This window comes from Acinetobacter sp. 40AMC3-4 (assembly GCF_049898185.1).
GTDB lineage: Bacteria > Pseudomonadota > Gammaproteobacteria > Pseudomonadales > Moraxellaceae > Acinetobacter.
The window spans coordinates 128,503-147,814 of sequence record NZ_JAFCXG010000006.1; the positions used below are offsets into that span (position 1 = coordinate 128,503).

The 19,312-nt window shown below is 42.3% G+C and carries 14 protein-coding genes; 6 read left to right on the forward strand and 8 right to left on the reverse strand.

Annotated features, from left to right (window positions below; all coding sequences use genetic code 11):
* Positions 1 to 14 precede the first annotated feature (14 nt).
* Both ACP7BU_RS09390 and pepN read right to left on the reverse strand, forming a co-directional pair.
* Entirely contained in the window at positions 15 to 224 is a 210-nt protein-coding gene (locus ACP7BU_RS09390) for a hypothetical protein (RefSeq protein WP_004278836.1), read from the reverse strand.
* Positions 225 to 439: 215 nt separating this feature from the next.
* Positions 440 to 3,046 carry an aminopeptidase N gene (gene pepN, locus ACP7BU_RS09395; protein ID WP_425879842.1) on the reverse strand — a complete coding sequence of 869 codons (2,607 nt, stop codon included), beginning with the start codon at positions 3,044 to 3,046 and terminating at the stop codon, positions 440 to 442.
* A 361-nt stretch (positions 3,047 to 3,407) separates the two neighbouring features.
* Here pepN and ACP7BU_RS09400 point away from each other — a divergent pair, with 361 nt between their 5' ends.
* The 3 genes from ACP7BU_RS09400 (at position 3,408) to thiM (ending at position 5,867) form a co-directional block, all read left to right on the forward strand.
* Entirely contained in the window at positions 3,408 to 3,665 is a 258-nt protein-coding gene (locus ACP7BU_RS09400; protein ID WP_004278839.1) for a hypothetical protein, read from the forward strand.
* 161 nt (positions 3,666 to 3,826) lie between these two features.
* Positions 3,827 to 4,987, forward strand: coding sequence for a hypothetical protein (locus ACP7BU_RS09405; protein ID WP_005106588.1), 1,161 nt, complete (start codon positions 3,827 to 3,829; stop codon positions 4,985 to 4,987).
* A 31-nt stretch (positions 4,988 to 5,018) separates the two neighbouring features.
* Entirely contained in the window at positions 5,019 to 5,867 is an 849-nt protein-coding gene (gene thiM, locus ACP7BU_RS09410) for a hydroxyethylthiazole kinase (RefSeq protein ID WP_425879843.1), read from the forward strand.
* A gap of 572 nt (positions 5,868 to 6,439) precedes the next feature.
* On the opposite strand, the gene ACP7BU_RS09415 is transcribed toward thiM, so the two are convergent.
* Entirely contained in the window at positions 6,440 to 7,963 is a 1,524-nt protein-coding gene (locus ACP7BU_RS09415; protein WP_243474556.1) for a TerC family protein, read from the reverse strand.
* Between the two features lie 742 nt (positions 7,964 to 8,705).
* Between ACP7BU_RS09415 and ACP7BU_RS09420 the strand changes: the two genes are divergently transcribed.
* Complete coding sequence (locus tag ACP7BU_RS09420) at positions 8,706 to 9,170, forward strand: MarR family winged helix-turn-helix transcriptional regulator (RefSeq protein ID WP_004278843.1); 465 nt, start codon at positions 8,706 to 8,708, stop codon at positions 9,168 to 9,170.
* 77 nt (positions 9,171 to 9,247) lie between these two features.
* On the opposite strand, the gene ACP7BU_RS09425 is transcribed toward ACP7BU_RS09420, so the two are convergent.
* The 5 genes from ACP7BU_RS09425 to ACP7BU_RS09445 all read right to left on the reverse strand — a co-directional run bounded on the left by ACP7BU_RS09425 (position 9,248) and on the right by ACP7BU_RS09445 (position 16,355).
* Positions 9,248 to 9,910, reverse strand: a complete 663-nt coding sequence (locus ACP7BU_RS09425; RefSeq protein WP_425879844.1) for an SOS response-associated peptidase family protein — start codon at positions 9,908 to 9,910, stop codon at positions 9,248 to 9,250.
* 92 nt (positions 9,911 to 10,002) lie between these two features.
* The gene (locus ACP7BU_RS09430) at positions 10,003 to 11,451 is read right to left on the reverse strand and encodes an aldehyde dehydrogenase family protein (protein ID WP_425879845.1); all 1,449 of its coding nucleotides are present in this window, start codon (positions 11,449 to 11,451) and stop codon (positions 10,003 to 10,005) included.
* Positions 11,452 to 11,579: 128 nt separating this feature from the next.
* The gene (locus ACP7BU_RS09435; protein ID WP_425879846.1) at positions 11,580 to 13,745 is read right to left on the reverse strand and encodes a malate synthase G; all 2,166 of its coding nucleotides are present in this window, start codon (positions 13,743 to 13,745) and stop codon (positions 11,580 to 11,582) included.
* 366 nt (positions 13,746 to 14,111) lie between these two features.
* Positions 14,112 to 15,263, reverse strand: coding sequence for a cell division protein ZapE (gene zapE / locus ACP7BU_RS09440; protein WP_005252217.1), 1,152 nt, complete (start codon positions 15,261 to 15,263; stop codon positions 14,112 to 14,114).
* A gap of 84 nt (positions 15,264 to 15,347) precedes the next feature.
* A complete protein-coding gene (locus ACP7BU_RS09445) occupies positions 15,348 to 16,355 on the reverse strand; it encodes a helix-turn-helix domain-containing protein (protein WP_425879847.1) in 1,008 nt (335 codons plus the stop codon).
* Between the two features lie 144 nt (positions 16,356 to 16,499).
* On the opposite strand from ACP7BU_RS09445, the gene ACP7BU_RS09450 reads away from it, so the two are divergent.
* Positions 16,500 to 17,996, forward strand: a complete 1,497-nt coding sequence (locus tag ACP7BU_RS09450) for a flavin-containing monooxygenase (protein WP_425879848.1) — start codon at positions 16,500 to 16,502, stop codon at positions 17,994 to 17,996.
* Between the two features lie 68 nt (positions 17,997 to 18,064).
* Entirely contained in the window at positions 18,065 to 18,973 is a 909-nt protein-coding gene (locus ACP7BU_RS09455; RefSeq protein WP_253172799.1) for a lysine exporter LysO family protein, read from the forward strand.
* Positions 18,974 to 19,312 lie beyond the last annotated feature (339 nt).

Genomic DNA, 19,312 nt, shown 5'->3' on the forward strand with positions numbered 1-19,312 from the left:
TATGATGCAGGCTTTTAGCGAAGTTTTTGATTTAACTCACTTAAGAAAATTTCAGCATCAAGCTGGCTTTGAAATACTTTTTTGTATTCTCCGACCTGCTGAATGGAATGTGGCGTGTATTGAATAGAGATTTCAAGTAAGCCATTTTCAGGATTCTTGCTGACATGTACGGCAATAATATGCTGGCTATTTAAATAAAAACCATCTTCAATTTTCACTAACATATCTTGGACAACCTCTAGTAAGCGAATCTGTAGATCCCTTTACCTAGCTTACAGCTTAATAAACAAATACTCTTTTCCGTATAATCATACTGTAACACCCTTTAGTACTTACCTAAGCCTTTAGAGAAATTCAACTGTATTTAAAGCCAGCGTTTGAAATAAACAGGAAATAAAAAACCGGATCAGGTCGATCCGGTTTTTTATGAATATTGATGTTATACGCTGAGCATACTATTGAGTGTCTCAGACACATTTTTAGATTTAACCAGTGGCTTTAAGGTTTCAAGCTGTGCTTTCACTTCACTGCGTTGCGGTTCTGCCAAGGTATACCAGCGTGACAATACCTGTAGCAAACGTGAGCCCACGATCGGATTTTTCTCGTCCAGATATTTTGCCAGTCCAATAAAATGCTGCACGCCAAAGCTCCAGGTATTGACCGGATTAGCATTCAGCCCCCCGCTCACTGCACGGATACGGTTAGGCACCGCCAAATCATAATCCGGATGCTGGGTCAGATACGCAATCGTTGCATCCGTTGCTTTTGGATGTGCTGCCTGAACCATAAACCATTGGTCTAAAGACAAGGCTTCATCTTCAAAGCGGCTATAGAAATCTGCCAAAGCTTCTTCTGCTTGTGGTGCATCATTCCAGACCAAGACTTTCAGCGCACCCAAACGTTCAGACATATTGCCTGTATGATACTGCTCATAGGCCAAGTCAAAGGCAGATGCATCTCCCTGACGAGCCATCATCGTCAGCATGATGTTTCTTAAGGCGCGCACGCCCATTGCTTGCGAGAATTCAGATTGCAGATCAGGATCCAGATTAAGATAAGTTTCTTTCGCTGTTTCTCCAAAAGCACGTGCCAAGGTATGCAGCAAAGCCTCACGCTTTTCCTGAATCATGACCGGATTATAATCCTGATCAATACGGCTACCTAAATAACTTTCCGACGGTACATCAAACAGACGTGATGCCAACAGCGGATCTTTCTCAATCACATCCGGCAAGGTATTGAGCATAGCCTCGATATAAATTTCTGCAGGCTGGTCATCCAGCAAGATACGCTCGAGTAAGGTCTGAGTTGCTTGCCACTGGTTAAAACCATTGGTCTCGTATTGCAACAGGAAAGCCAGTTCTTTTTCTGAATAGTCAAAGTCCAGATTCACTGGTGCAGAGAAATTACGCAGCAAGGACACCACCGGTTTTGCTGTCACACCGCTAAATTCAATCGTGGCTTCATCCTGATCAAACAGATACACACCATCTTTGACGCCATTTTCAAAGAGTGCCTCAGAGTTCAGCGTTAGCTGCTCACCGGTTTCAGCATCAAACAATGCCAAAGCCACTGGAATGGGTACGGCTTTCAGATTTGGATATTTAGCATGGGTTTTCAGGCTTTGCTTAAAGCTGAGGCGATAGATTTGTGTCTCTACATCATATTCAGCTTTTGCTTGAAGTTTAGGTGTACCCGGCTGATTGTACCAGGTCAGGAAGTTTGAAAGATCCACACCTGAACCTGCTGTAAGCGCGGCCACCCAATCCTCAACTGTTACCGCCTGACCATCATGACGGCGGAAATATTCATCGGTTCCCTGACGGAATTTTTCCTTGCCAAGCAAGGTCGCCATCATGCGGTTAATTTCCGCACCTTTTTCATAAACAGTGGCAGTATAGAAGTTGTTAATTTCTACAAAATGATCCGGACGCGGTGGATGCGACAGCGGCCCTGAATCTTCCGGGAACTGATGCGCTTTGAGAACTGATACATCATCAATACGTTGTACCGCAGCCGACTGTAAATCTTCCGAGAAAGACTGGTCACGGAATACAGTCAAGCCTTCTTTCAAACATAACTGGAACCAGTCACGACAGGTAATCCGGTTACCAGTCCAGTTATGGAAATATTCATGTGCAATGACTGACTGCACTCGCATGATTGCGGCATCAGTGGTGTACTCTTCATCGGCCAGCACGCATGAAGTATTGAAGATATTCAGACCTTTATTTTCCATGGCACCCATGTTGAATGCACTGGTCGCCACGATCATGTAGTTATCCAGATCATAAGGCAGACCATAATGCTCCTCATCCCAGCGCATGGAATGTTTGAGCGCTTCCATGGCGATTTTGCATTTTGGAATATCTTTTTCTTCTGCATAGATTTCCAGAGCTACATTGCGGCCTTCCGATGTGACATAAGAATCTTTCATCACTGCCAAATCACCAATGACACAGGCGAACAAATAGCTCGGTTTCTTGGTCGGATCCTGCCAGATGGCATAATGACGATTGGCATCGACTTCACCTGTTTCCAGCAGGTTACCATTTGCAAGCAAAACCGGATATTTCTTATCTGCTTCGACACGCGTCGTAAAGACCGACAACACATCAGGACGGTCTGGATAGAAAGTAATTTTACGGAACCCTTCTGGTTCATTTTGGGTCACAAACAGATCTGAACTGGCCTGATATAAACCTTCCAGCATCGTATTACTTTCAGGGTGGATTTTAACCACAATTTCAAGCAACACTTGATCAGGTGCATTGGCAATGACCAGCTGTTCAGCATCCAAGTGGTAGTCACTGGCATTCAGGGTTTGACCATTTAACTTAATCGATTGCAGCTCTAGATCGCGGCCAAGCAGAACCAGATCGCCAGCAGTTTGGCGCTGCATCTCCAGCTTGCTGCTGACCAGACTGTGGTCACTATAGACTTGAATATTCAGGTCGATGGAATCAACAATAAAGGAAGGTTTTTGATAGTCTTTTAAATAAATGGTTTGATCCGCTTCGATCACCGGGTTTGCCGCAATATTCATGTCCTGTCCTAATCTTTTATCGTGTTCGACATTGTTCATGTCAAAATCATACGCCAAGTTTTAAACGCTGTCTGTGCATTTGTATTGTTAGATCTAATATGGGCATTTCATGCACCACTTTCAATGCATTCTGCCTAATTGAGCAGCACTCGACTCTACATAAGAAATATCTGTGCCATAAAAATAGTCAGGATCATAATTTCTGACATTTTCATAAATAACTGATTTAAAAATATATAATTTTATTTGCTGAGTACCGAATAAATTCTGATTAATAAATGAGCACACTTCTTGCTACAGTTAAACCGTGTTTTTCCACACTTCCAATGAAAGAATAATGATAACGATGATGAGGTGAGCCATGTATTTAAAACAGCATGTTGTACGGATCGAAAATATCAAAACTTTGCAGACCCTGGATCAGGCCAATATTGACCATAAAGTGATTGCCCTGTTGATGAGCTGTGAAGGCATTCCGCTTCAGGCCCATGAAGTGACTGCCATTCTCAACACCTACGATGCACTCGGTGCCAAAAAAGTGCCCTCTAAAAAGGTTCAGGCCTTAATTCATGCCAAACACCGCGGCGAGGAGGACGACACATTACCCTGCCCGGTTTAAAAAACGTCATTTCATGTTTTTAAAATCAGAGCTACTTCGGTAGCTCTTCTCTTGTTTGGGTGACTAATTTTGATTTAGAAAAATTGCACCAGTCCACTACGTTTGCATCTCATCAGCCGTGTATAATCAAATGCCCTTCCATTCTAGAGTTGCTCGCGACCATGGTATTCAGTGTTCTGCAAAAACAGCTTGATGAAAGTACTCACTGCCCATTGTGTAAGGCATCGATGTATTGGATTGAGGCAGAACAATATGATCAGGAGCTGAGCTATCATGAATGCAGCCATTGCCAGCATCAGCTTTACTCCGATCAAAAGCACAATTGTTATTGCGAACAATGTCTGGCGCAGCGTAAACGCATGCTCAAGGAAGTCCGTTTACAGGAAAACCGTCAATATCATAAAAAGCAGGATCGGCCGGTTCTTGAGCTGAATCAGCTCAGTTTTATCAATAAACTGTTTTTACTTGCGATTCTGGATGAACAGGTGCAGGAATATAGCCAACACCGTGAATATATTGACTGGCATCAAATTCGATATTATTCCATCAGTCCCAATTATCTGTTCCAACATGGTCTGGTGAAAAGCCTGATCCGGGATCAGGTTCTGATTCCCAAAGATCTCCAGCAGGAAAATCAGCATTATTATATTAATGTGCGACTGGATGGTTATTCTGAACCGACCCTGTTCAGTATCACCCAGCAGCTGCGCAACTGGTTTTATCAAAACCTGAGCCAAGGTGTGCCCTTTAAAAGTGCAGATGAAGTCAAAGATGCACTCTATTGCCTGCTATATGAAGAAATCATTCAGTTTGCCCAATTCTATTGCCGTAGCTGGAATGTGCAAATTGCCGGAAATCAGAGCTTTCAGACCTTTTGCTATCGTCTTTTGGATGTACTGGCTGTGGGTCAGATTTATTATCTGGTGCAGACCGGGCTGGAATATCTATATAAACAAAAAGCCCTCAAGCCCCGCAATGAAAACTTTATTAATACCAATCTGCTGAAAAAAACCTTGCAGCAGTACCGCGAACGTTCAGTTACAGAAAAATGGGAAACCTCTACCCTGCCGCGTCCACCGCAACTGGCATTCAGCAAGATGAGCGAAATCCTGTTTTATCGGTTTTTGGGCTATGATGAAAATATCTTCTTTCAGCCGGTGTGGCGTTCGTGGCACAAGATCGAACCTCGCCTGAAATTCTATTCCCAAAAACGTTGTATGCATTGCGGCTCACAGGAACTGTCGGTGGATTATGATGCCAGTGACTATGTCAGCCTGTTCTGTCGTAGCTGCAAGCATCAAGACCATTATTTTACCCGCTGACCGAATACAACGAATCTTTCTCTTATTCTAAATGACCATTATGACGACTTCTACGCAAGCACTACAGCAAACGCTTCTGGATCAGATCTGTGAGGCCTGGTTGAAACTTCAGCAACAGCAGCCCCTGGTGCATATCATGACCAATACGGTGGCCAGCAACTATGTCGCCAATATTGTACTGGCTGCGCATGCTTCTCCGGCCATGATCGACAATCCGTTTGAAGCTGAAAGTTTTGCCAAGATTGCAGCAGCAATCAGTCTGAATCTGGGTACACCGACGACAGAGCAGGTTCAGGCGATGCAGCTTGCTGCGAAAACTGCACATCAATTGCAAAAACCGTGGGTGCTTGATCCGGTCGGTTATGGAACAGTTCTGCGCTGGCGTTCTGGCGTCGTAGATCAGTTGATGCATTCCCAGCCTACGATTTTACGAGGCAATGCTTCTGAAATTGGTGCTTTGGCTGGCAAGCAGATCGAGTCCAAGGGTGTAGACAGCACAGTAGACAGTGCGGATGTTTATTTACAGGCGCGAAGTTTGCTGGATCATTGTGAATGTATCGCAATCTCCGGTGAATCTGATTATATTATTTCAAAAGACTTTCCTGTAATACAGGTGTCAGGTGGTTCTGCTTTACAGCCCCGAATCACGGCAATGGGATGTGCACTCGGTGCATTGATCGCTGCATATAGCTCAGTAACCTCTCCAGCCCTTGCCGCATTAACTGCGCATGTACATTTTGCAATTGCCGGTCAATTGGCATTTGAACGCGCACAACAGTTAGGCAGTTTTAATGTCGCCTTTCTAGATGAAATCCATCAGCTCAATACTGAAACAATCCGACAATACGCCAACTTTAAAATTCTGCCAGAATTCATTTAGTTTACGGATCACTTCATGGATGTTTATTCTCTTGAATAGATAAACGCCCCTCTTTAGATTGATCCTGCTCATTTGCTCTATTGATCTCCTTAAAAATGTTCTGTCTAGCTCTTTCGGAGATCATTTTTTGAGTCGTTTTATTCTGAACTGAGTAGGCTTCATACCACTTATCTAGCGATTTCCACACAAACGGTTTCCATTTTACTTAAGATCTGTTTGCATCATGCAAATCTAGTTCATGTGAATTGTAGTTTAATTTTTTGTCAGTATTTAAATATGACTTTTAAGTTTTGATTAACAGGTTACATAAATCAATATTTAAAGCCTGATCATGCTTATTTTTGATTGCTGATTTGACTTTTTCGGCTTTAAAATTTCAGTGCAATACTAGGATATTCAGCTCAATCGGGAACATGACTAATAGTATGAATAGACTAATAAAAATCAGTTCAAACAATGAGCTAACTTTGATTTCAATAAGTCAGCTTTACAAATATGCATTAAAAAAGCCAGCTGCCACTAAAGCAACTGACTTTTAAGATTTGAATAAATAACGTGTTTAAAACACCTGTTTAACCTGCGTAATGAATGCTGACCGACTTGATACGATTGCTTTCAATTTCAGTGACTTTGAACTGTACACCTTGATAATTTAACTCGGTGCCCACGTCAACCGTACTGTTGGTTTTATCCAGAATCAAACCCGCAACACTGATATAACCGGCATCTTCATCAATCAGATCAATCATGCCAAGTTCCAGTTCAAGCTGATAAAGATCTAACATGCCCGATGCAATCCAGTGCGTATCATCGATTTTAACTAGATCTAGCTGTTCATCAGCATCCGGGAATTCACCGGCAATTGCTTCAAACACATCTAGCGGTGAAATCAGACCCTGCACATTACCAAACTCATCACTCACCAAGACCAAAGAACCTTTAGAGGTACGCAAGGTATTGATTGCGTCAATAACTTTCATTTTTTCAAAGATATAAATTGGGCGATGACGTTTAATCAGTGCTTTTAATTCTTCCGGCTCTTCCAGTACATCCAATAATTCTTTGGCACGTACTACGCTAATCACCTTATCTAGGCTACCGCGACATACCGGGAACAGACTGTGTGGAACAGATAGAATTTTTTCACGGATCTGTTCTGGGCTATCTTCCAGATCAACCCATGAAATCTGACCGCGCGGCGTCATGATCGAAGCGACTGAACGCTCTGCAAGGGTAAGTACCCCACCAATCATATAGCGCTCTTCATCTGCAAAGGTTTCTTGTGCCTGATTATTTTGACTGTCGGTCGTCTCTAGCTTGCCACCCATTAACTTCAGGATCGAGTCAGCCGTACGATGACGCAAAGGAATCTTGGATTCATGTTTAGCAGCATTACGCTGACCAAACTGGTTAAATGCTTCAATTATGATCGCAACACCAATACCTGAATAGATATAGCCTTTAGGAATATGGAAACCAAAACCTTCTGCAATTAGACTGATACCAATCAAAAGTAGGAAGCTTAAACACAGAATCACCACGGTTGGATGACGGTTCACAAAATTGGTCAATGGTTTCGATGCCAATAGCATCACGCCCATTGCAACAATCATGGCAGCCATCATGACATAAATATTGTCGACCATACCAATGGCGGTAATCACTGAATCTAAAGAGAAAACAGCATCTAAAACAACAATCTGTGCAACAACAGCAGTGAAACTTGCATATACCACATTGGTAGACACTGTGACTTCAGGTTTACCTTCAATCTTTTCATGCAGCTCAGTAACGGCCTTATACACCAGGAACAAGCCACCAAATAACAAGATCAGGTCCCGACCGGAGAAGGTCCAGTCAAACACAGTAATCAATGGTTGTGTCAAAGTGACCAACCAGGCAATGGCAAATAACAGGCCTAGACGCATGAATAATGCGAGAGACAAACCAATAACACGTGCTTTATCGCGTTGTTCAGGAGGAAGTTTTTCAGCCAGAATGGCAATGAAGACTAGGTTATCAATACCTAAAACAATTTCAAGAATAATAAGAGTAATTAAACCTACCCAGATTCCGGGATCTAATAAAAATTCCATTAGAGAATGACCCCGTTCGAGTAAGCTAGAAATAGAGATGGAAGATCAACGCACGGCGAGGGATCCATTAAAATTTAACCTATGCAACTTAAGACTATTCCATTATGCATAAACTGAGTATTTTGTAATGTATTAATTTACAAAAAAATTACATGATCATGATTTTATTGAGACTTTTATGATCAACTGATTGATGCTGAAACTGATTAATTTTAATTTTTTCTACATCATTTATTCGAATTGAATTAAAAATAAACAGAATTTAGTTTGATTAGACCATTACTTTTAAGGTCACTTAAAGATTAGAGCATAAACTATTTTTTTATTGAAAGAACAATCACTTAAAAATATAGCTGTAAATAATCATTTACTATATTGACTAAAACCACTCAATCACCCTATATTTCTTAAATCGATTAATTTATTGAAATACAATTATTTGCATTAAAACCTATTCAGACAGGCTGCTTAAGAACAATAAAAAGTCTTGGAAAACATTTCTACTCACGAAATACATAATGAGGAATTAAATTTATACAAAATATTATCGCCTTTCATCCGATTTTAAAGAACAATCTTCGCGCCAGATAAGGCTCACATGCAGAACTGATCAACTCCTTGGGATGTTAAGCAAAACTAAAAAGTGTTAGCGCTTTAACATTTTTAAAATAAAGGTTGAAATATGCATAAACTTTTTCATAAAATGAACGGGCCCTAGAAAAATAAATACAAGGAACATTTCATGACTAAGAAATATGCAAAATTTTTGCCGTGTACGGAAGAATTTAATTTAGAAAACTTTCCATATTATTGGGTAACTCAGGTTCATGCTCAATACGTCGTTAATGTCGATCATGCACTAAAAAAGTATGGTGTTGACAATTCCCGCCGCCGCATCCTTCTTGCACTAAAAGCCAAACCGCATGCCAGTGTTTCTGATTTGTCAGAGATGGTTGTTTCTAAAATGTCGACCACGACTAAAATTGTCTACCGCTTAAAAGACGAAGGTCTGGTTGAAACCTATTCATGTGAGGATGACGCACGGATTACCCGAGTATTTTTGACTGACAAAGGCATGCAAATGACACATAAGATCAATGATCTGACCAATGTCGTACTGGAACAGTCATTTGAAGGCCTGACGCCTTTGCAAATTGAAAAAACCATGGAAAGTTTACGTCATATTTTCAAAAATTTAGCTCGTTAAAGACCTACTTTTTATTTTAAATAGACGCTGGCGAATTGGCGCATACTTTATAATAATTAATAATTCGCCAGAGCTTTCTAAAAATCAAAAAAGTTCAGTTGTGGACTGACTTTTTTGATTTTTTCTTTTGGTACATGTGAGCATTCAAAATCTTCTACCGGAAAGCCCTCTACAAAGCTACGAATATCCGGATGCCTTAGCGTTAGCCATTCTTGCAGTCGCTGCTGTGGAATCACAATAACCGAGCGTTTGATATTACCCGGCTCATGAAACTCCTTCATCATGGGATGGTCAATTGCATCCATGGTAATCATACTGGCAGAGCGTACAATTTCCCCTTGTACCCGAGCAATCTCATACACAGCTGCAATAAAAGTCGCCTGACCATCTTTACGTCTTACACCCCAACGCTGCGGTTTATTGTCAAAATATTTGGACTCATAAAATTCCGATACCGGAATGACGCCAAAATGACATTTGGCGGTGGCTTCAGCGAAGGTGGGCCTTTGCAGTAAGGTTTCATTTCTGGCGTTATAGGTCTTGGTACCTATAGTTTTGTCTTCTGCCCATTTCGGAATGAGTCCAAAATTCACGGAACGCCATTCCAGTCCTTGAGCTGAATGAAACAAAAGCGGTGTAGCATAATTGGGATAGACCTCCTCTGGATATTCAAAAGGAATTTCTGGCAATCCCAGATTATGCAACTGCTCTAAGGTTAAAGGCTTAAAATTGGCGCACATGGTTCATATATGTAAATCATTCGACCATAACATTATACCGTGATGCCAAGTCGAAGCCTGTCGTATTTCTATAGTTTTAGGCGCGTTGACTGTTATGAATTCGGTACCGTCAACCAATGTGTCCGGGTAAACTCTTCAAAAATCCAGCGACCATTGAAACGACCCAATCCTGAATTTTTCTCGCCGCCAAAGGGTGCATTTGACTGGTCTGCCACACTAATGCCATTAATATGTGTCATACCGATATCCAGTTGTGCGGCAAACGCGCTGCCTCGCTCGATGTTTGAGGTACATACTGCACTGGATAAACCAAACTCGGTCGCATTGGCCAGGTTTAAAGCATGTGCTTCATTCCGGGCTTTTAAGATAGGTAAAATCGGACCGAAGCTTTCTTGCTGCGCCAGATCGGAATCTTCCGCGACATCAATAAAAATATGCGGATAGACCAGATTCCCTTCAATTCCTCCTTCATACACCAGTTGTGCGCCCTGCTCGCTGCCTGTTTGAATGATCTGTTGATGCTTTTCAACCTGACTCTGATTAATGATCGGACCGATCACGGTATCTTCCAGATTTGGATCACCCACCGGAATCATTTTGATCCGATCCAGGAGCTTATCTACATAAGCATCATGGATAGAGGCATCGACAATGACCCGGTTAGTACTCATGCAAATTTGTCCCTGATGCATAAAACGCCCCATCAGCGTTAGTTCAACCGCAAGATCAAGATCGGCATCATCCAGAATGACCAAAGGTGCATTGCCACCCAGTTCAAGTGCCAGACGTTTGATTCTCGAACTGGCTAGAGCCTTACTGCCAACACTTTTTCCCACTTCGGTGGAGCCGGTAAATGAAATCATTTTCGGCACTGAATGCTCAACAAAATAATCCCCGATTTCACTGCCAGCACCGGCAACAATATTCAGTGCACCTGCAGGCAAACCTGCCTCTTCAAATAATTTACCAATTAAGGTGCCGCCAGTCACCGGGGTATCACTGGCCGGCTTCAATACAACGGTATTACCACAGGCAATTGCAGTCGCCACTGAGCGTAAGGATAAATGAAATGGAAAGTTCCATGGACTAATGACAGCAATCACGCCTAAGGGCTTGCGCAAAACCATACTTTTACGTGCCGGATCCTTACTTTCCAGCTGTTCTGTTTGGATCCAGTCTGGAAAAGCCAGACTTTCCTGAATGATGCCCAGAGCAGCATCCACCTCAACGCCGGCTTTAATGCGCGTACTGCCTGATTCAATAATGAGCCAGTCAATGATTTCGTCCCGACGCTGCTGAATGATCGCGATTAAATTTTGCAGCACTGTTTTACGTACTTCAATGGATTTCAAGCCCCCCTGCTGGAAAGCCTGCTCTGCTGCGGTATAAGCACTGTCGACATCGACAGAACTGGCAGCTGGCATACTAAAAATTTCGCTCTGGGTATAGGGGTTTATATTTTTTATTGTTCTGGTTGAAGTACCAGCTTGCCACTGACCATGAATAAACTGCTGGTCTAAATTTTGATATACCGTTGTCATTTTATTGTTTCCTCACATGCTTTGCCCCACTTTAAGAGTTCAACTGGAAAATTTCTAGTCAAAACAACGACGGCTTACCATTAGACAATAAAAAAGCCTCCGAAGAGGCTTTTTTAAGCTAGACAGGATTAGTCACCTGTATAACCTTTTAACTTTAAACGCGCTGCGTGCAGAAGCGGCTCGGTATAACCTGATGGCTGCTCACCACCTTTAAAAATCAGGTCAGATGCTGCCTGGAACGCAATATTGTTGGCAAAGTCAGCAGACATTGGCGTATACAGTGGATCATTGGCATTTTGCTCATCCACAATTTTCGCCATACGTTGCATCACTTCTTCTACTTGCTCACGACTTACGATACCGTGACGCAACCAGTTCGCAACGTGTTGTGAAGAAATACGTAGAGTCGCACGATCTTCCATTAAACCGACATCATTGATGTCTGGCACTTTAGAACAACCTACACCCAAATCTACCCAACGAACGACATAACCCAAGATACCTTGACAGTTATTTTCGAGTTCTTTGGTTTTTTCTTCTTCAGACCAGTTGGTGTCTTTCGCCAATGGCGGTGTCAACAAATCATCCAGAGATAAAGGTTGAGTCGACAATAGCTCTTGCTGACGGTCTGCAACATTAATCTGGTGATAGTGAATCGCGTGAATCACCGCACCTGTAGGTGATGGAACCCATGCACAGCTCGCCCCCGCTTCAGGATGTTCAGTTTTCGTTTTGTACATGTCAAGCAGCATGTCTGGCTTTGGCCACATGCCTTTACCAATCTGTGCTTTACCACGTAAACCTGCTTGCAGACCAATCATCACGTTACGGTTTTCATAAGCCGGGAACCAGATTTGGCCTTTTACTTCGCCTTTACGAACGAATGGACCAGCTTCCATAAAGGTATGGATTTCGTCACCAGTACGGTCCATGAAACCTGTATTGATGAAGATAGTACGATCTTTGGCTTGTGCAATACAGTTCTTCAAGTTCACAGAAGTACGGCGTTCTTCATCCATAATCCCGATTTTTAAAGTTTTTGCAGGTAAGCCGAGTGCCTGTTCTGCACGTTCAAACAATTCAACGGCAAATGCCACTTCTTCAGGACCATGCATTTTCGGCTTAACGATATACATTGAACCTTGACGCGAGTTCTTGATGGTGTTTTCACCTTTGATGTCTGCAAAAGACAATAATGGCGTAACCAATGCATCCATGATGCCTTCATAGATTTCTGCGCCATCTACCAGAATCGCAGGGTTTGTCATTAAATGACCAACATTACGCAGCAACATCAATGAACGGCCGTGAACTTTAGTTTCACCACCTTCTACATTTTTGAAAGTACGGTCTTCATTCAGTTTACGGGTAACAGTTTTACCGTTTTTCTCAATAGACTCTTCTAAAGTACCTTTCATCAGGCCTAACCAGTTACGGTAGCCTTCCACTTTTTCTTCAGCGTCAACGGCTGCAATCGAGTCTTCCAAGTCCTGAATGGTCGTAACCGCAGCTTCAAGAACCACATCTTTTACACCAGCGGCATCAGTTTGGCCAATCGGGCTACTGGCATTAATTTGCACAATAGCGTGCAGGCCATTATTTTTAAATACGATTTCAGTCGGTGCTGAAGCTTCGCCATTGTAGCCAACGAATTTAGCCGCATCTGCCACAGTTGTTTTTGAACCATCTTTTAGGGTAACAACCAGTGCATTAGCTTCAACTGCGTATTGAGTTGCGTCTGCATGCGAACCTTGTGCGAATGGGAAAGTTTCGTCGAGGAAATTCTTGGCAAATGCGACAACTTTTTCACCACGTTTCGGGTTATAGCCTTTGCCTTTTTCCGCACCATCTTCTTCAGAGATGACGTCGAAACCATAAAGTGCATCGTACAAAGAACCCCAACGTGCGTTTGCAGCGTTCAAGCAGTAACGTGCATTACGTACCGGTACAACCAACTGTGGACCTGCCAGTACTGCAATTTCTTCGTCTACGTTTTGAGTGCTGATTTGAAAATCTTCTACTTCTGGTAACAAGTAGCCAATTTCAGTCAAGAAAGCTTTGTAAGCTTGTAATTCAAATGTGTTATTGCGGTGCCATTCATCAATTTTCGCCTGAATGTCATCACGCTTAGCCAAAAGTGCTTTATTTTTAGGGCTAAGATCAACAACGACTTGTTCAAAGTTTTTCCAGTATGTTTCGCTGTCTAAACCAGAACCTGGTAGTGCTTCATTTTCGATGAAATCGTAAAGTTCTTTAGCAATCGCTAACTTGCCTTTTTGAATACGTGCAGTCATTGTCTTTCCTGATATTGCTACTTTTTATACAAGAGATTCTAGTATACCGATTAAAATCTAGCTGAATAGTATTATCACATTGCTAAATACTGAGCATTTTTTCCAATATGAATACCCTCATAAACATATTTGATCTTTCTCAGTTACAAATAGATATCATTCTGCTAAATACCCTAATGACAGTGTATAAAGTTTTCGAAATGTAGAAATTAGACTTAAGTTCAGATTTTCGAGTAAAAATTATGCATTCTAGTTATACACGATCATATTTAGATCAAGATTAAGCCATGTTTGATCAGGCTTGTCGATAATTTAAGTACCTATTTTTATAAAAAAAGCGCTGGTGAATGACCAGCGCTTTTATTCTTACTCTCCGTTCACAGAAGCGATTTTCTCAATCTGGCGATGTTCAGAATTTAGGTATTCATCCGACTGCATTTCTAGTAAACGGGAACGGGTCCGTTCAATTTCAAAGGCCAGTTTCTCACCTTGATAAATATCCACGATATTATCTTCCGAGGTTAAGAGCAACTTGACGCCGCGGTCATAAAATTCATCCACCAGATAAATAAAACGGCGTGTTCCATCATTCAGAAAATCGGTCAGGTGCGGCACATTGCTGACCAAAACCGTATTATAAATATTGGCGATTTCAATAAAATCAGCCGGACTACGTGGCTTTAAACACAGTTCAGAGAACTCGCACCACAATACATCTTCAGTATGTGACACGGTTTCAACAATACGGTTGTTGATAATAATCGGCTCTTCAGAACAGGTCTGAGTCTGGGTCAAGGCGCTAAAACGTTGAGCAATCCAGTTTTTATGATCATGTGTTAACGGGAATTTAAACAGTTGTGCCTGTTTCAAAACCCGTAGACGGTAATCGACTCCGGCATCGACATTTAAGACCACACAGTTTTTCTTGACCAGTTCGATGGTAGGCATAAAACGGTCACGGTGAATGCCGTTCTTATATAAACCGTCCGGTGCGATATTCGAAGTAGCGACCAAGGTGATACCACGTTCAAACAGCTTCTGGAACAGATCGCTCAGGATCATTGCATCCGTCACGTTAGACACAAAAAATTCATCAAAACAGATGATGACCGCTTCTTTATAAATTCGATCCGCCACGATATCTAGCGGATTACGCTGTCCGGATAATTTGTTTAACTCACGATGCACATGCTGCATAAAATGGTGAAAATGCATCCTGGTTTTACGGCGAAACGGAATCGAATCGTAAAACTGATCCATTAACCAAGTTTTTCCACGCCCCACACCACCCCACATGTACACCCCTTTCGGAGATGTCTGACGGCGAAAGCGGCGAAATGCTTTTTTCGATGCCTTAAAACGCTGAATCAATTCCAGCCAGACACGATTCAGTTCATGTACTGCCATTGCCTGTGCTTCATCAGGCATAAACTGTCCCGAAGAGATCGCTTGTGCATAACGTTCTGCAGGAGAAATCGGACTAAAAGCGGTGCTGTGCTGTGAATTAAAATCGGACATAGAATTTCGTACTATTTGGGATCAATTTAATTATAGCGGAGTTTAATCAACACGCTATAACACTTTGGCATAAACAAGCTTAGGCTATTTTATATATTGCCGAGGACTTTGCCCAAACCAGCGTTTAAAGGCATGGTTAAAAGCAGCCGGCTCGGAATAGCCTAATAATTCTGCAATCATTTCAATCGAATACTGTTTGTATTCAATCAGTCGCAAAGCTTTATCTTTAATAATTTCTTCGCGAATCTGCTTATAACTGGTATCACACTGCTGTAACTGATGCCGTAAGGTTCGTTCCGGGATATTCAGCGCTTGTGCTGTTTCAGCCATGCTCGGCATCAGGCCGCTTTGGATTTCCAGATAATCCTGCACGCGCTGCACCACAGTCGGCGTCTGCTCATCCTGTTGCAAACGTTCCAGTTCAGCCAGACATTTGGCTTCATAAACGGCAAAAGTCACCGCATCCGCAGAGGGAATTTTAATATCCAGCACTGCTTCATCAAACCAGAATGCTGCCCGAGATGCATCAAACTGTACCTGTGTTCCATAATAATCATGGTAGACCTTTAAGGTAGTCAGATCTTCTGGATAGGCAAATGGCAACTCGATCCGCAAATCAGGTTTGGATAAGCCCATCAATTTGTAAATTTCCCGGATAAACTTAAACGTCCCGGAAATCTCCGCCTGTGCCAGCAACATTCCCAAATGATCATCTTGCTGCTTGGCCCGATAACACAGCGCGCTATGATGCTCGCTTTGCTGCAAGGCCAACTGACCGGTCAGATGCTTCAACTGCTGAAAACGGATCACCTGATTCAGTGCATCACGTACCGTAGGACTGGTCACCAGCAACATGAGTAAGGGACCATAACCTGCCAAAGCATAATGCTGGCCAATCAATAATCCCTGTTCAGGTTGGATTTCCTGTCCTACCACCTTAAGCACATCATGTTCCAGACTCGGATGGATCACCGAGCTTGGATCAAAGGCATCTACACGCAGTCCAATGTTTTGCAGTTTCTGATCGACTTCCATGCCAGCCTTGCGCATCCCTTGAATCAAATACATCAGACTGAGAACAGAACGTTTCATAACCATACAAATACAATGTGATTGCTCTAGTTGTACTATAAAAATAATGTGTCGGCTATTGCCGTTTAGATCAATTTTCTGTCTAATCACCAAGGAGCAAATTACGATAAATATCCAACATTAAAATAAGTAAGGAATGTACTGATGCTAGATCATGCCACCGCTACACGCTCCCCCCCTCATACCAAAGTTGCCATTATTGGAGCTGGTTTCGGCGGTATTGCCATGGCAATACGTTTACAACAGCATGGTATTTATGACTTTATTATTCTGGAAAAAGGGAGCGATTTTGGCGGAACTTGGCGGGACAATCAGTACCCTGGAGCAGCCTGTGACGTGCAATCACATTTGTATTCCTTGTCATTTGCTCCAAAAAGTAATTGGTCCAAGCGTTATGCGGAAGCACCCGAGATATTTTCTTATATTCAGGATCTGGTGACCGATTATAACCTGCGTGCTTTTTGCCGTTTAAATACCGAGGTACTGGCAGCGCATTACCAGGCAGAACGCTGTCTATGGCAATTACAGCTACAGGATCAAAGTATCCTTGAAGCCCAGTTCGTTATCTTCGCTTCTGGGCCATTGCATATCCCCCAAATTCCACATATTCCTGGTATTGAGAAATTCCAAGGTAAAGTCTTTCATTCTGCGCAATGGGATCACACTTATGATGTGACTGGCAAAAATGTCGCATCGATTGGTACAGGTGGCAGTGCCATTCAATATATTCCAGAAATTGCCCCGAAATGCAAACAACTGTATGTCATGCAACGTACTGCGGCTTGGGTCATTCCTCGGGATGAACGTGCCTACCCGAATCTTGAAAAGAAACTCTTTAAAAAATATGACTGGTTTAGAAAGCTACACCGTGCCCGCCTGTATTGGTCAAATGAATCGCGTGTGGTACCGATTGTCAAACCGGGCATTATGAAATTCACCCAAAAACTGGCAGAACTATTCATTAAATATGAGGTCAAAAACCCTGAATTGGCCAAAAAACTAACTCCCGATTACATCATGGGCTGCAAACGTATTCTGGTTTCAAATAAATACTTCCCGACGTTTAACCGCCATAATGTGGAACTGGTGACCGAGAAGATTCAGGAACTGACTGAACACAGTATCATTACACAAGATAGAAAAGAGCGGCCGATTGACTGTCTGATTTATGGCACCGGATTCATTACCGATCCACGTATCTATATGAAGAATTTTCAATGTACCGGGCTTGATGGCGTAGAACTGAATGAAATGTGGAAACAAGGTGCTGAAAGCTATTATGGAATTTGCGTGAAAGACTTTCCAAACCTGTTTCAGTTACCGGGGCCAAATACCCTATTGGCACACAACTCTGTCATTTTTATGATTGAGGCACAAGTTGAATATATTTTGCAATTGATGCAACTGGTCGATCAATCCCAAAGTGATGCCATCATGGTCAAAGACCAGGCACAGGATACATTTAATCAGCAGGTACAACATATGTTTGAAAAGACCGTGTGGCAATCTGGCTGTGTCAGCTGGTATCAGCAGGAAGGCGGCAAGAACTTTGCCTTATGGCCAACTTATACCTGGAAATACTGGCTCAAAACAAAAAAACCAAATGTCGCAGATTATCGATTATTGAATAAAGTCGCCTAAAAGCTTTTTACCATCTGACATCAAGCGGTGGCATAATTTATAGGTAATTTTTTCAATCCATTAAATTTATGCAATCGCTTTGGCTTATCTTTCAGCTTTTATTCTGTCTAGCACTCGGTTTTGCCATGGCAAAACGAATTCCACTTTCGATTATTAAAATCTGTTTCAAGCTATTACCCTATTTTAGCTACGTTTTATTGATTGCAATTGCCTTTGAATTTTCACAACTGGTAGATGAATTACAGCATCCCCTACAGATTTTAAGTACGTCGATCAGTATTGCCTTTCTGACCTCGCTCGGTGCTTTTGCATTTTGTTATCTACTATTTAAATGGGCAGGTTATCTTCCTAGTTCTGGTCGGGTATCCGTCGATCTGGTAGTTAAATCCTTGCTGAATATGAGCTATGCCTTTTTGGCTCTCGCAGGTGGATACTTTTTACATGCGGGCTTGAGTCTGTTTGATCTATCCTTGCAAATCAGCACCTGGCATTTGTTGCTGGTATTTATGTTCATGATTGGCCTGGATCTGGCTTATTCACCTTTAGATCGTTCCTGGTTAAATTTTAAAATTCTCTTAGTTCCAATCGGTTGTATTTTCGGTTCATTATTCGCGGTCATGCTTTATTCATTCTGGAACACCGACATCAGTCTGAAAGATTTGATCATGCTGTCACAAGGCTATGGATTTTACTCAATGTCAGGCGTTGTCGTGACAGAACTCAGAAATGCAGAACTCGGCAGTATCGCGCTGATGAATGACCTGTTTAGAGAAATTTTCGCCATCTTACTGATGTATTGTCTGGGCTGGAGATATCCAAGGTCGGCCATTTCCGCCGCGGGGGCAACTGCAATGGATGTGACTTTACCGATGGTTAAACAGGCTTGCGGGCATGATTTTATTCCACATGCTATGGTCAGTGGTTTTATTTTGTCACTGTTAGCACCAGTCACGGTGAGTGTACTGGCAGCGATTTAATTGTTTTATCGCTTTCTCAATCTCACTAAATCCCTTTTTTATAAAGAGGGACCTCTCCTCCTTGAGTAAGCTCTAAACCAGAATCTTAAAACGAAGCACAAGCAAGAAGGCCGGGAGGGCTGACTAAAACTTAAATCAATATCACTTAAGGCATCGCCTACTGTTTCAATAACATCCGAAGCAAGACTGATGGCATCAGATGCCAAACTGACCACATCGATCCCCGCTGTCCGATCTGCTGAGCTTGCCTGCTGTTGTTGCTATTCTTGTTGCTTAAGCTGTTCCGCCTGTTGAATATTTTGAATCACGTCATTCTGTACTTTTTCTAATTGTGGTTCA